Source organism: Metallosphaera sp. D4-4, assembly GCF_046245145.1.
GTDB classification, from domain to species: Archaea; Thermoproteota; Thermoprotei_A; order Sulfolobales; family Sulfolobaceae; genus Metallosphaera; species Metallosphaera sedula.
In genome coordinates this window covers 969,758-983,171 of record NZ_CP176412.1, presented here as the reverse complement: position 1 = coordinate 983,171, position 13,414 = coordinate 969,758, and the positions used below count along the sequence as shown (strand labels likewise).

Sequence of the window (13,414 nt, the reverse complement as noted above, 5' to 3'; positions counted from 1 at the left end):
AAGAGATTTCCAAACTCTTTTGTATCGCTGGCTAATCACTTGGATAAATACTTTTTTAGGTTTAAATAAATGGAAAATAATCGGTGTTTCACTCATTTATTGGTTTCAGTGGAACGCGAAACACCACGTTTTTGGGCAGTATGACCTGGCCCCACAGTATAGGGAGGAAAAAGCCTTAATAATCTAGAATAGATAATTACTCTATATAGGCTCTTTAAAGAAATATGAAAGACGATCTAAAAAATACTGATGAAATTAATTATCTCCTCCACTATCAGAACCTGAAGAGCTCGAGGAATCACTAGAGCCTTGACCCGAGTCCTGTGAACCTGATTGGGAACTTGAGGATCCCTGGGAACTTGAGGAGCTCTGACCTGAATCTTGGGAGGAGCTTTGATCTGATGTACCTCCCTGATCCGAATGACTCTGTGAAGTTGAATTGGTAACATTATTTTCATGTTCCTGTGAGGAGCTTACCGTGGAATTTACATTGGTCGAGTTGATCACGTCCTGGCTGGTCACGTCACTGGTCGCGTTCTGGTCTTGGGAATCCATATGGTTCTGAATGTCCGTGGAGTTGTCGTTTTCATGCCCTGTGGAGCCTGTCACGTTGCCATAAACGTTTAGCGGACCCACGTACTGATAATAAAGTCCCAGCAACTCAATCACCGTCTGGGGAGTCGGCGACTCATTCAGGACACCCGAGACAAACATGGTAACTTGAAAATTCCTATCATCTGCTGTGAACTGAGCCTTAGTATTGTTTAGGGTCAGTGAAATGGAGTTTCCGTCATCCAGATAAATCAAAACGTAGAGGGAGCTGAAACCGTGCGGGTTAATCCCAATATAATAGATTCCCGTTTTGGGGAACGATAAATTGAACTTGTACTCGTAACTGAAACCGCTCCCGTTGGTGACAGTGATTATCCTTGTATTGTTATATACAGTTAGCCCACTGATACTAATGGGGGTTGAAGCACTCGTCTGCTGGGGGTGAGTAGTGACATAAAGTTCGTAACCAAGAAAGATATTGGATATCAGAACCACAATGGTTATGCCTATGAGTAAGTTCTGCCTCATCTCAATCATGATAATTTAGTGAGTTTTCTTTATAAGATTATGATGCGGAATAATGCCCTAAATACACGGGAACTGAGACCTGTTTCCGTTTCACTGTTTCACTGAAACAAATATATGTTGGAAATATAGTGTTTCACTTATTTTCATTGAGAAAAATTCTTTTGTGAAACAGGTGTGTTCCGGTTGTACTTTTTAAGACACTTTTGACACCCATGTTTCACAGAGAAAAAATGTTACACCTAAAAGGCAAAAAAATCAGTTCAAAGGGTAGAAAGGGACTCTCAAACATTGTGGGGTCCCTCCTCATGATAGTATTAACAATAGTGGCAGCCCTGCTTTTGGGGCACTTCGCCTTCGGTTTATTCTCGTCGAACAGTCATAATGCCCAGATCTCAGTGTCTGACGTGAGTTTGATAAATCCCGGAGGTACAGGACTCCAGGCTGGTGGAAGTGGCGTAAGTGTTGCTCTAACTATAACTGATACTGGTAACGACCCTGTGAACATAACTTCCGTCACCATAGGAGAAGTGACTTTTACGCCAGCAGCAAATTCTTACATAACGATACAGCCTGGACAGAGCATATCTTTAACTGGTACGATAAGTTCTACGGTTACGTCGAGCAAGCTAACAACCACGAACAATATTGCCCTTAACGGTGCACTTACTACTGGCGTCGCCACTTTCAACACTAACTCGTACAACGTAGGCAGTACAGTGGTAGTTCAAGTTACTGCTACCGACATAGTAACTCACCAGACTCTAGCGACCCAGATAAGCACCGTAGTCCAAGACTAGACCCGTGAAGGTGTAAAACATGCTGAAGGCAAGAAAGGGACTCTCCTCCGTGATGGGGTCCCTTTTTTTGATCGTTCTGGTCTTTGTTGCGTGGACCTTCTTATTCAGGTATACGCTCTTTTACGTTTATGTAGCACAGGGTAACCCAGATATCTCCCTCTCCTCCACCGTGCTACAGTTGAATGGAGGTGTGAACAACGGAGGTGTATGCATGGTGGAGGTGAACGTGAAGAATGGAGATCTCCCCTTCACTTTAACGGGAATAGTGGTAAGTGTGAATGGAAATGTGGTGTTTAACAAAAACGCCGGATCTGTTTACACATCGTTTAATCAGACACCTAATGCTGTGTCTCTTCCCTTGAGCTTGAGACCTAACCAGGATTACACGATATATTTCTTTATTGCTCAACAACCTATCAACACCCAACACCCCGTGGTCTCCATAGAGGGATACTTCGGATCGAATTACATTGAGATTCAATCCTCTGCACAGGTGATGTATGGATGAGGAAAGGTCTCTCCGAGGTAGTGGCTGCGTTCCTTTCTCTAGTGGTCACCCTATCCCTGATGGGGATCTTCCTGGCGTACAACAGCCAGTACATCCTTCCCTCCAGTAACGTTGTCCAGACTCCCTCGGTTCATCTCCTCTCCGTGCTGTGGACCAACAACAATGGAGGAACAGGTTGCGTTTACGTGGAGAATTACGGATCGACACCCATAACCATAGCCTACGCTGTGGTTGGAAATACCATTGAAAGTGTTAGCGTGTACTGCTATCCAAATAACGGGGCTAATCAAGTTAATCCGGTGCCTGTTACATCAAACACACTCCTGGCTGGATATCTGTACGTTCTTCAGGTGAAGGTTGTTGGAGGGGGTACTCCGGTTACATTTTTCGAAACTGATGGTTCTTTCTTCGAGGTGAGTTTATGAAATTGAACAGGGGTTTAGGAACCGTAGTTGGAACGGTAATCTTTCTTTTAATCGCAATCTCCGTGATAGGATCTCTCCTCATCATAAGTTACAGATCTGAACTTTTCGCTACAGAGGTGTCTCAGGCACAGACCATCACCTCCCTGAAGAACGCTGAAAGCTTGCAGGTACAATGTAATGGGAATCAGGGTCAGGTTATGATTAAAAACACAGGTACTATTGCATCTCAGATTTTATGGATAATCGTGGTACCATTAAATAATAACGGTCAAATAAAAGGACCACCGACAGTATATAGCGCCAGTACCTTGCTCCAGAATACTGTACTTCAGCCCAATACTGAGGTCTCGTTCACCTTAAATCTACCAGCTAACTCCGCCGTTGGCGTAGTGACTGCTTATGGAAACTTGTTCTGGGGAGGAAATCTCGGAGGTGGTTAATGATGGAGCCGAAGGACGTTAAGGTGATAAGACCCAAGTATCAGGGCGACATCATCCAGGAGTACGACGTCAAGGGAATCTACCCCGATTATGATGTTGCCTTCCCCAAGGTTAAGATCATCAGGAACCAAACTGACGTATATTACGACATCGAGGAGCCCAACATAAACCAGTCCCAACTTGAGCTCCTGAAGAAGGCTCACAAGGCACTCTACTACACCCTCAAGCCCTCTGAGGTGGACCGCTTGGTCACCTCCTACCTAGACTACGTTGGTAGGGACAAGGTTATAGGCTATTACGTGGTCAGGGACATCCTGAGGTACGACGTCCTCACAACCCTCCTAGACGACGAGCAGATAGAAGATGTGTCCTACTCTCCCACCGCTCCATCCTCACCCGTGTTCGTGTTCCACAGAGAGTACGGAACCTGGATCCCCACTAACGTGATCCTTGACTCAAGCGAGGCCAACTATCTGGTTCAGAAGATCGCCTTCAAGAGCGGTAAATCCATCACCCTAGCTAGGCCAATCCTAGACGCCATGACCCCTGAGGGTTACCGTATTGCCCTGACCTACGGAAGGGAGGTCTCTCCCAATGGCTCAACTATCTCCATAAGGAAGCCGGTGAAGGAGGTCTGGACTCTCCCCTACATGGTAATGAGGAGGAGGATAATGCCACCCCTCGTGGCCTCAGCGCTCTGGTTCGTCCTTCAGAATCGCGGTGTCATACTCGTGGTCGGGAGATCAGGTTCGGGTAAAACGACCCTGATCAACGCCCTGCTCACAGTTGCCCCACCCTCCTGGAAGATAGTCACGGTGGAGGAGATACCAGAGCTAAGGGTAATCTACCCCAACTGGGTGAGGCTTGTGTCCAGGAAGCCAACCTTAATGACCGAGTACAGTGAGTCTGCCGAGATTCCACTGGACCGACTCATCTCCCACACCTTCAGGGTTAGGCCAGACCTGGTCTCGGTGGGTGAGGTAAGGTCTAAGGAGGAGATAAGGGAATTCATTCACTCTGTAGCTGCAGGTCACGGTGGAATCACTTCGCTACACGCTGAGGACTTTGCCTCCCTAAAGGCTAGGTTCAACTACGCTGGGGTAGATGACTCCTTCTTCGCGATTGTGTCCATGGTGGTATTCGTCAACTCCTACAACGTTAGTGGTAAACTCGTGAGGAGGGTCCAGGAGGTCGGTGAGGTAGTCCTGAGGGACGGTGAGGCACATTACGTTCCGCTTGCGACCTACTCTCCCGTGTCTGACTCTTACGTGGTGGACATACTCCACAGCAAGAGGTTAATGACCATGGCCTCACTCAAGGGTTACACTGAGGGAGATCTTAAGGCAAACTTAGAGAAGAAGGTTAAGTTTATGCTAGAGACCGCCGGTCTGCCGCAACCTGAATACGAGAAAAGGATAAGGTCCTACTACGAGGAGGAGGGTATAGTATGATTGCCAAGACCAAGGTAAAATCCACTAGTATTGTGAAGACCAAGGATCTTAACTTCGTTGTAATGTTAGCGATTGCCTCAGTAGCGACTGCCCTAGTTCCCATCCTGTTCTTCCTCAGGCTTACGATCCTGGGCTTCCCTGCCTGGCTCGTTCTACTCCCGTTACCGGTGTATGCCTGGCCTCCCGCAATTCACAGAACACTACACAGGGACGAGACAATCTTCTCCATGATGGAGAGGCTGGTGGCTGGAAGTAAGGTGTTGGAGTGGCCAGGGAGATGGGGTAATGAGATGGTTAACCTCTACTACGTAGGCCTACCAGTCTCCGTGATAATCGGAATGGCGCTCATGATGATGTACCCGCTTGCATCCCCAGTGGGAGGTGCCATAGTCCTAGTGACCTACTTTCTACCTTGGATGAGATACATGGACATCAGGTCAACCCTCAAGAGGCAGGTTGAGCTAGAGCTCCCTGTTGTGTCTCTCCTGATGTGGGGTCTCTCAGAGATTGGATATGACGTCATGAGGATAATTAACGCCCTTAGAAAGGAGACCAGCGAGTTAGTTGCCATACCCAGGGAGTTCGCAAAGATCCACCGCGACTTCACGACCTTCAACCTTTCCCCAGATGAGGCCGTTCTGAGGGAGACGGACAATCACCCCTCGAAGCTCTTCGAGAGGTTACTGGGCGGAGCAATCACGATCTCCTCAATAGGTGGAGAACTCTCAGTCCACCTGTCCAGGACTACCCAGGAGATCCTTGCGTGGATGAAGGAGACTTGGGAGGCTTACGGAAGGGCCGTCTCGAACCTTGGGGAACTCTCAATGTTGTTCCTCCTCATGGTTCCACTTGTGGCCATATGGTTCGGAATAGTTCAAGGTAACGCGACTTACGGAGTTGATATGGTGACCTACTTCCTCATACCCCTGATCGGTGCCTCGCTCTACTTTTACGTGTCGCTTCAGGCCCCCCTCGACAAGATCCCAGCCAAGGGGGACCTAAAGAAAGGGTTAATCGGGCTCGCTGCCGGGATTGCCGTCGATGCTATTCTACTATTCAAGGGAATTCAATACGAATGGTTGCTCTTGGCGCTTCCTGTCATAGGCTTCTCCCTCGGGTACGGTTACTCTGCCCAGACGGCAATCCAAAGGAAGAACAGCATAGAGGCTCACATGGCCGTCTTCGTGAGGTCTATAGGGGAACATATTAGGACAACTGGGGACAACCTTTTCACCGCAATCTCGAAGCTCCTAGGGAATAAGGGGTTCGGGAAGGAGATCAACATGATGTTGAAGAGATATCTTATCCTGTCTACCGTGGAGGAGGAACCCGTGCCCGAGTCCGAATCATGGATGGGGAAAACCATCTTTGAGATAATGGTTAAGGCTGACAGGGAAGGTGTTCTCAGATATGACATAATGAAGAGGTTGGCGGAATTCGCAGACTCATATTATGACGCCATCCTGGCGAAGAGAAGGGGACTCTACATGTTCCTTGGATCCGCCATAGCCTCCCCCCTAATCCTAGTCGCCATGATAGCCCTGACCTACTTTGTGTTGAATCAGATCTCGAGCCTGGCCCAGATACCTTCAATACAACAAACGCCTGGAGTCCAGTTCCCGCCTCAAGCCCAGGCCCTACTTCAGTTCTTCTCGGTGTTCCAGAACGTGGGACAGGTCATACAATCCATGATCCCCGGACTTGAGGTTGCCATCGTCGAGACAGGGATCATATACGGAATCCTCCTGGCCAAGGGTTATGACGGAACGGTTAGGAACACGTTCAGGATATTCGAGCTCATGGTGGTCTCGGTGATAGCTGTGGTGATATTCCAGTTTATCGTTCTTAAGATCATCTAGGTGAGAAAATGAAGGGTGTGGAGTTCAACAAGAAGAAGGATCTAGCCCTCAAGAAGACAATGGAGAACATCTTGAACAAAGCGAAATCGAAATCTAGATCAAAGTGCATTTTTATTTTTTAGAAGATTAAAAATTTTTCTTTAATTTATTTCCTTGTTAGTACCATGTGGCCAAGTAAGGTAAGTGTGGGGGAGCAGGAGTATCTTTGCAAGAATAATGGAAGACTCCCAGGAGGAGACCCACGTGTAGAAAGCCCTAGCGTTTCTCTTCACGTCCATATCTCGCCAACACCTCCCGTGACCTCCTTTGCGCTATACAAGTGGAGGAGCTTTGCGTACATCTCCCCAGCTCTTGAGCCACATCAAGACCGTCCAAAGGGGCCCTTGTCTTGGAGATCTCACCTTCATCCTGCTCATGTCTTGATTATCCTCTCCTCCATGCTGCTGTTGTAGCAATGCTTCACTTTTCTGTTCTCGAGCACGGGCACATACGTTGATTTTCCCTGAGATAGAGGAGAGCAGACCTTCCAAGAATCTAGGGAGTCTATCTGATAAGGAGTGAGTGACGACAACGTGTACTTCCTTTTACCCAATAACATCATTCCCGTGAATCAAAACTAATCTCTTCACTAATCATTTCACAATAGACTCGTGAAGTTAAGGACGGGTGCTAAGGCGGTGAATAGGAACCTTGAGATGATGACTTGATTGGGCCCGTTAGGAACGCGATCTACTCTCGGAACCTGTAACTTCATGTCAATATGATTTCGCGAGTTGATGGAGATGGACTTCGTCTCCCAGTTCTCTGAGCAAGTAAATACTTCGATTCTTAGATTGACATCTTAAATGAAACCAGAGCGCACAATATATTTATTCTTTAATAAAAAATTTTCCTTAAACCTGTTTAAATTCCCCCCCCCCCATTCTCAATACCAGAGTTTAGCTTCTCCTATAATTGCGGAAATCAATTGCAAATTATATTGTTGCTCAGCAGAGCTATTGGACTGTGAGGGATCATTGGATTTTACCCATGGTGGATAATATCCTCCAAAGGGATGTCCTTGAAATCCCAGGTACCCTAACCCTAGTTTAGCAGCTGTCTGCCATTCCAAATATTCCTCATGGACTGACGAGTTAAATTGGGATTCCCATATGGGAAGGGCAGAGGATCCGGTCTGTTGCAGTGTGAGTAAACCTGAATATAATTGAGCGTCTACATCGGCGAAGAGCGATAACGGATCTATGACGAAGTTATTAGGTGATATGTTTAACAAGTGTTGATACATCCAGTACTGCTGCGGTGTGTTATACCAATCTGTCCCATTCTTATAATACGTTACTGCCTTCCATTTTGTCCATACTTCCTGGCCTTGATATGAGGTCCAATACTTAATGAAAGTTATAGCTGCTTGTTGCTGACTACTTACAGGCAATGCCACCGCATCAGAAACTATTGGAAAGTAGTTTTGCGTACCTGGGAAAGGTTGAGCTACCATGGTCACGTTGCTCCAGCTTAAGTAAGGTTGAACCGCAGGATATGTTGTCACGTTTAAGAAGTCATAGAGATAGTTGGTGGCGGAATCTACATCAACCTCGAACGCAGCTTTGCCCTGATATACTAGGGCGATTCCCTGCGTCCATGTCATGGATTGCCATCCCGGATAATTATAGGAGGTGTAGTTCAGGAAGAGGGCGTTAGTCTCATTGAATATGGTTTGAACCGTGGAATTGCTCAGCTGTAATGTACCGTACAAAAGCTCGTCCATTAGTCTAGGTCCTCCCAGACTAAGGAAGATCGCGAACCATAACTGTTCCTGATCGTAACCGCCATCAGCTCCTGGTACCATCCATGGCGTTACGCCATGCTTTGCTAACTGGACCGTGTCATAGGTGAGTTCGGTCAAGTTTTGTGGGATAGGTAAGTTATATTCCCTCAATAAGTTCAAGTTATAGTATAATACCAATCCGCTATGGACACTGACAGGAACGTTCAACATTGTACCATTATAGGAAGCAGCTTCCATTACTGGGAGAACCGTATTGCTCAACAATCCTTCCTGTTGTGCCACGGGAGTAAGATTCACGAATGTGGAAAGCCCCCCAGGACTAGATTCCACATAACTTAACATGTTTGCACCTACAAGGCTCTGAAAAATTGCGGGAGGCTTACCTGCTTCTATGAGCGCTAAGATCGCATACTTAGCGTTTGTACCACCAGCTCCAGGTACTAGATTCTTGGTGACTGTGTACTCTGGATAAGAGGATTCAAAGGCCGGAATAAGATGGTTTAGGGCAACCTTACCTGTCGTTGCCCACCACGTATAGAAGACGAGATTAGTGGACGTAACGTTGGTGGTAGAGGTTGATGGGGGCGATGTAGTCGACGGAGTTGAAGTAGGCTTAGTGTGGGGAACGAGGAGAACTGCTGCTACGGCTCCTATTACTATTATCACCACAACTGCGGCAATTATAGCCCAGGTCGTGGTAGACATAGCACGGCTTTTCATTAGAAAAACTTGTAATCCATCATTAATAAACCTTCTGGGTAAGAACAATAGATATTGTAAAAATGAGTTAGTTGATAAATATGTGAATCCTCGATCAATAGAACCACGGTGGACTAAAGGTCCTTTCCTGGCATATTGAATAAAATATACAATTCATCGGATAAACTAATTGGGATCTGATCCGATGTTACTGAATTTTTATAAATAAATCTAACTATAACTTATAATTGAAAAAGATATGCTATAGAGGCCTAGTAACTGCCCCCATTGATGCCTGGGATACGAGGGAGGCATATTTAGCGAGGAGTCCAGATTTATACCTCGGCTGTGGGGGAGACCATTTCCTGAGCCTGCTTTTTATTTCTTCCTCACTGAGCTTGAGATCAAGTCTCTCATTTTCTGCATCAATCACTATGACGTCTCCGTCTTCCACAATAGCTATAGGTCCTCCCACCATCGCCTCGGGAGAAACGTGCCCGATCATGGGACCCCTTGTGGCTCCGGAGAATCTTCCATCGGTAACCATTGCAACCTTGTTAAGTCCAGCACCCATTATGGCAGCGGTTACTCTCAGCATTTCCGGCATTCCTGGTGCACCCTTGGGACCTTCATATCTAATGATTACCACTTCTCCCTCTTTCACTTCGTTATTTTGAATCCCCTTGAATGCCTCGTCCTCTGAGTTATAGACCCTAGCCTTTCCCTCAAACTTCACTACGTTGGTCGCCGCTACCTTAATTACAGCTCCTTCAGGTGCTAATGACCCCTTCAATATCACAATTCCACCCCTTGGCTTTATGGGATTTGAGATGCTCTTTACTATATGTTCATGAGGTACCTGCGGATACTTGTACTCCATAAGGTTTTGTTTCATGGACTTTCCTGTAACTGTTAAAACGTCACCATTCAGGAGGCCTCCCTCTAGCAACTTTCGTAGGACTATGGGAACTCCTCCTACCTCGTCCAGGTCTGCCATTACGTACTCCCCACCGGGTCTCATGCTGGCGATATAGGGCGTTCTTCTGGATATTCTGTTGAAATCGTCAAGGGTTAGCTTAACTCCAGCCTCATATGCTATGGCCAACAGGTGTAGGACTGCGTTGGTGGAACCACCCATGGCCATCAAAGTGGATATTGCGTTCTCAAATGCCTCAAAGGTTAGGATATCCCTCGATTTTATCCCGTTCTCTATGAGTTGTCCCAGTGCCTTTCCCGTTTCCCTAACATACATGACTCTTCTAGACGACGTGGCTGTGGGAGAAGCGCTTCCCGGCAATGCCATTCCCAGTGCCTCTGACATGGAGGCCATGGTGTTTGCGGTAAATAGACCAGCACAGGTTCCCAAGGTAGGATGGGATCTCTTTTCTATTTCGTAAAGCTCGTTCTCGCTTATTTTATTTGCAAGATAAGCGCCTATTGCCTCGTGTACGTCCTCTATGGTGAGTTTCTTTCCCATGTAGAATCCCGGTTCTGCCGATCCACCATAAACGTAAATTGAAGGGACGTTTAACCTTGCCATGCCCATTAAAATACCGGGAGTGGTCTTGTCACATCCTCCGATACCAATTAGGCCATCAAAGGCGTGAGCGTTAAATTGACCCTCCACCATGTCCGCAATGAGATCCCTGCTGACCAGGCTATATCTCATACCCTCGGATCCCATTCCTATGTTATCGTTAACCACCATAGTAGGAAATGCTAGCGGTGATAGACCAGCCTCCTTTGCCCCCTCCTTGGCAACTCTCGCGAGGGTTAGGGTGTGAAAGTTGCATGGACCTGCCTCACTCCAAGCCGTTGCCACTGCAATCAATGGCTTATTTATTTCGCTATCAGTTAAACCCACTGACCTAAGAAAAGCCCTATGTGGAGAGTTGTACAAACCCTGATACCTGGATGGACTATTAAGGTTAGAAGGCATGTGTTCCCAATACTGCCCCAAGCTTAAAAGTTACATGTTGGTCGTAAACCCAACAGATCATCAAAATCATCGCATAATCTAAGAGGTGCCACAATCCCAAACAAGGAAAAATTCCTGGTTCCTTAATTCCAGCTTATCCTCATCTTAATTTCATCGTGTTCCTTTTCCCTCAGTATCCTCAGAACCTCCTTTTCCTCATTTATACTCACTGTATCTGTAATTAGTTGCTGAGATAGTTTCGGATACAACATTTTCCATGATGCCAAGTGTGTAACAGCCTGCTGAAAGTGTGGCTTTTGACCGTTAACTAGACCAATAACCGCCCTATTTGCGTGAACTAGTTGTTGTATCAATTCAAAATCCATTGACAAGGAGCCGGAGGTGGGAAAGCCAAAGAGGCCCAGCACACCATTTCTTTGCAGTAGTGGGAGGACCTTTGTGATTAGACTGGCGTCTGCACCTGTGGCATCAATGATAATATCAAATTTTCCAACTCTCTTGCCTAAATCTTCGTAACCGTTCACTGAATTAAAATAGTTAGCCTCAGTCTCTTCCAACAAGATCTGCTCCCTCTCCCTCGGGTCCCGCCTATTGGAAATCCATACCTCAAGTCCCAAGGTCCTGAACAACAACGAGAACAGAACTCCTATTGGCCCTGTTCCCACAATTAAGACCTTCCTGCAGTTAAGCGTGCCATCATCACAGCTCCAGACTGGAACCCTCCTTTGAACCTCAAGAATTTCCTCAATGGATTTCTCTATATCAGCAAGAGGTTGAGCTAGGATTCCAATATCCTCAAGAGACCTAGGAATCTTCACTAGGTATCTAGGATCATCGTACCACTCTTCTCTCATAAACCCATCCATCCCAATTATCCCAGCCTCACGGAAACTCCCGGTCTCACAAAAGTCAGGCCTTCCCACTAAACAGTTTTTACAAACTCCACATCCCCTTCTATTTACAGGCATTACTAAGTCTCCCTTCTTGAAGCCAAAACCTGACTCCTCAACCACACCGATAGCCTCATGACCTAGCACCAAGAATTTTTTATCCCTAGATAACTCAGAAAGGGTTAGTTTTCCGTTAACAATTTCCCTGTCCGTTCCACAAACCCCATTATACAATGTTCTTACCTTAACCTTTCCATAGTTGTCCAGTTCCCTTTCACTAACATCTGATATCCATGCACCATTCTCTGGCGGTTTAACAATTATCGCCTTCATTAGTACCTAGGACTAGTAAAAGAAAATAAGTCTTGCGGTATATATAAGTTTTAAAATTTAAAATTTTGGAGGTATATCTCTTATCATAAGCTTAAGCGTATATATTCGGTTAATAAACCATTTTTTCATTTAGTATGTAGATATATCCTTTAATTATGATCATAACTTGTGAATAGAAATCCTTAATATTGTAGCCCATGAGAATGTTTCCATGAAAATTGCGGTAGTAGGATGTAACGGTTTCGGAAAAGTTCATTTAAACGTTCTGCAGAGGGTTAAAGGTATAGAATATTATGTATTTAGCAGGGAAGAGACGAAGGCAAAGGAGTGCATGAAGGAATTCAATGCAAACGGATATTTTACTGACTATGATAAAATATTACAATCTGACGTTGATGTAATTGATCTATTGGTGAGCCATGACATGCACTACACCATGGGAGTTCAGGCGTTGAGGTCTGGAAAACATCTCATGGTGGAAAAACCCATAGCTAAAAGTGTTGAGGAAGGAGAGAAATTAATAAAGACGGCGAAGGAAATGAATAAAAAATTTATGGTTTTAGAACAATATTATTTTGATAGTTCAGTTAGAACGGCCGTGCAACTCCTACCTAAATTGGGAAGTCTATCGTTGGTTATTGTGCGATCAACGCATGCCTTTAGGCCAGCAGGTTGGAGAAGGGAAAAGGATAGGATGGGAGGAGGAGCCCTCATTGACGGCGGTGTACATTTCATTGATGTATTACTTAACATAGGGGGAGAGTATGATCAGGTCAAGGCCCAATGCGGGAGATACTATTCCAACATCGAGGGAGAGGATACGTCTTTGGCCACGTTCAGGTTCAAAGGAGGAGGCCTAGGTTTATTGATCTACAGTTGGGCCACACCAGCACCTCCAAAGAATCCAGGGATTGAGATCTACGGAACTATGGGCAGTATAATAGAGGACCCCGACACAAGAGCAGTTGATCCTGACACAAGATCAAGGACTAAACCCTTCGGAGATCTAATACTTAATATTGAGGGGAAAGAGGAGCGAGTAACGGTGGAAAAGACTAGCCCAATCGAGGTAGAAATTAAGGGATTCATCAACGCAATAGAGCAAGATAGGGAGGTCCCAATGCCTCCCGAAATAGCATTGAGGGACTTAAGGGCAGTCTATGACATTTACAAGTCATGTAACATTACATGATGAAAAATTAAGTCA

At 45.9% G+C, this 13,414-nt stretch carries 13 protein-coding genes; 7 read left to right on the top strand and 6 right to left on the bottom strand.

What is annotated here, in order from left to right; all coding sequences use genetic code 11:
• Positions 1-255 precede the first annotated feature (255 nt).
• Positions 256-1,089 (bottom strand): hypothetical protein, encoded by an 834-nt coding sequence (locus ACI49J_RS05495; protein WP_342780696.1) that lies wholly within the window; start codon positions 1,087-1,089, stop codon positions 256-258.
• 221 nt (positions 1,090-1,310) lie between these two features.
• Between ACI49J_RS05495 and ACI49J_RS05490 the strand changes: the two genes are divergently transcribed.
• From ACI49J_RS05490 to ACI49J_RS05465, 6 genes are read left to right on the top strand one after another with little or no spacing between them, the layout of a single operon-like run.
• Entirely contained in the window at positions 1,311-1,877 is a 567-nt protein-coding gene (locus ACI49J_RS05490) for an archaellin/type IV pilin N-terminal domain-containing protein (protein ID WP_240253402.1), read from the top strand.
• A 19-nt stretch (positions 1,878-1,896) separates the two neighbouring features.
• Positions 1,897-2,385, top strand: a complete 489-nt coding sequence (locus ACI49J_RS05485; RefSeq protein ID WP_240253401.1) for a hypothetical protein — start codon at positions 1,897-1,899, stop codon at positions 2,383-2,385.
• Positions 2,382-2,810, top strand: a complete 429-nt coding sequence (locus ACI49J_RS05480) for a hypothetical protein (protein ID WP_240253399.1) — start codon at positions 2,382-2,384, stop codon at positions 2,808-2,810. Before ACI49J_RS05485 ends, ACI49J_RS05480 begins: the two co-directional genes overlap by 4 nt.
• A complete protein-coding gene (locus ACI49J_RS05475) occupies positions 2,807-3,250 on the top strand; it encodes a hypothetical protein (protein WP_240253397.1) in 444 nt (147 codons plus the stop codon). Before ACI49J_RS05480 ends, ACI49J_RS05475 begins: the two co-directional genes overlap by 4 nt.
• 2 nt (positions 3,251-3,252) lie before the next feature.
• The gene (locus tag ACI49J_RS05470; protein ID WP_240253394.1) at positions 3,253-4,701 is read left to right on the top strand and encodes a type II/IV secretion system ATPase subunit; all 1,449 of its coding nucleotides are present in this window, start codon (positions 3,253-3,255) and stop codon (positions 4,699-4,701) included.
• Complete coding sequence (locus tag ACI49J_RS05465) at positions 4,698-6,560, top strand: secretion system protein (RefSeq protein WP_240253392.1); 1,863 nt, start codon at positions 4,698-4,700, stop codon at positions 6,558-6,560. Before ACI49J_RS05470 ends, ACI49J_RS05465 begins: the two co-directional genes overlap by 4 nt.
• Before the next feature lie 140 nt (positions 6,561-6,700).
• On the opposite strand, the gene ACI49J_RS05460 is transcribed toward ACI49J_RS05465, so the two are convergent.
• The 5 genes from ACI49J_RS05460 to ACI49J_RS05440 all read right to left on the bottom strand — a co-directional run bounded on the left by ACI49J_RS05460 (position 6,701) and on the right by ACI49J_RS05440 (position 12,207).
• Positions 6,701-6,838: a hypothetical protein gene (locus ACI49J_RS05460; protein WP_240253390.1), complete on the bottom strand. Its 138-nt coding sequence runs from the start codon at positions 6,836-6,838 to the stop codon at positions 6,701-6,703.
• 134 nt (positions 6,839-6,972) lie between these two features.
• Positions 6,973-7,152 (bottom strand): hypothetical protein, encoded by a 180-nt coding sequence (locus ACI49J_RS05455; RefSeq protein ID WP_240253388.1) that lies wholly within the window; start codon positions 7,150-7,152, stop codon positions 6,973-6,975.
• Positions 7,153-7,485: 333 nt separating this feature from the next.
• Positions 7,486-9,066 (bottom strand): glucose ABC transporter substrate-binding protein GlcS, encoded by a 1,581-nt coding sequence (glcS, locus tag ACI49J_RS05450; RefSeq protein WP_240253387.1) that lies wholly within the window; start codon positions 9,064-9,066, stop codon positions 7,486-7,488.
• Positions 9,067-9,307: 241 nt separating this feature from the next.
• On the bottom strand, positions 9,308-10,984 hold the full coding sequence (ilvD, locus tag ACI49J_RS05445; protein ID WP_240253377.1) for a dihydroxy-acid dehydratase: 1,677 nt from the start codon (positions 10,982-10,984) through the stop codon (positions 9,308-9,310).
• A gap of 122 nt (positions 10,985-11,106) precedes the next feature.
• Positions 11,107-12,207, bottom strand: a complete 1,101-nt coding sequence (locus ACI49J_RS05440; protein WP_240253375.1) for a glucose 1-dehydrogenase — start codon at positions 12,205-12,207, stop codon at positions 11,107-11,109.
• A 211-nt stretch (positions 12,208-12,418) separates the two neighbouring features.
• Between ACI49J_RS05440 and ACI49J_RS05435 the strand changes: the two genes are divergently transcribed.
• Positions 12,419-13,399: a Gfo/Idh/MocA family protein gene (locus tag ACI49J_RS05435; RefSeq protein ID WP_240253374.1), complete on the top strand. Its 981-nt coding sequence runs from the start codon at positions 12,419-12,421 to the stop codon at positions 13,397-13,399.
• The last annotated feature ends 15 nt before the right edge of the window (positions 13,400-13,414 follow it).

Coding starts and splice junctions, on each gene's coding strand:
- ACI49J_RS05495 (WP_342780696.1), bottom strand. CDS start 1,089: ATGATTGAGATGAGGCAGAACTTACTCATAGGCATAACCATTGTGGTT.
- ACI49J_RS05490 (WP_240253402.1), top strand. CDS start 1,311: ATGTTACACCTAAAAGGCAAAAAAATCAGTTCAAAGGGTAGAAAGGGA.
- ACI49J_RS05485 (WP_240253401.1), top strand. CDS start 1,897: ATGCTGAAGGCAAGAAAGGGACTCTCCTCCGTGATGGGGTCCCTTTTT.
- ACI49J_RS05480 (WP_240253399.1), top strand. CDS start 2,382: ATGAGGAAAGGTCTCTCCGAGGTAGTGGCTGCGTTCCTTTCTCTAGTG.
- ACI49J_RS05475 (WP_240253397.1), top strand. CDS start 2,807: ATGAAATTGAACAGGGGTTTAGGAACCGTAGTTGGAACGGTAATCTTT.
- ACI49J_RS05470 (WP_240253394.1), top strand. CDS start 3,253: ATGGAGCCGAAGGACGTTAAGGTGATAAGACCCAAGTATCAGGGCGAC.
- ACI49J_RS05465 (WP_240253392.1), top strand. CDS start 4,698: ATGATTGCCAAGACCAAGGTAAAATCCACTAGTATTGTGAAGACCAAG.
- ACI49J_RS05460 (WP_240253390.1), bottom strand. CDS start 6,838: ATGGACGTGAAGAGAAACGCTAGGGCTTTCTACACGTGGGTCTCCTCC.
- glcS (WP_240253387.1), bottom strand. CDS start 9,066: ATGAAAAGCCGTGCTATGTCTACCACGACCTGGGCTATAATTGCCGCA.
- ilvD (WP_240253377.1), bottom strand. CDS start 10,984: ATGCCTTCTAACCTTAATAGTCCATCCAGGTATCAGGGTTTGTACAAC.
- ACI49J_RS05440 (WP_240253375.1), bottom strand. CDS start 12,207: ATGAAGGCGATAATTGTTAAACCGCCAGAGAATGGTGCATGGATATCA.
- ACI49J_RS05435 (WP_240253374.1), top strand. CDS start 12,419: ATGAAAATTGCGGTAGTAGGATGTAACGGTTTCGGAAAAGTTCATTTA.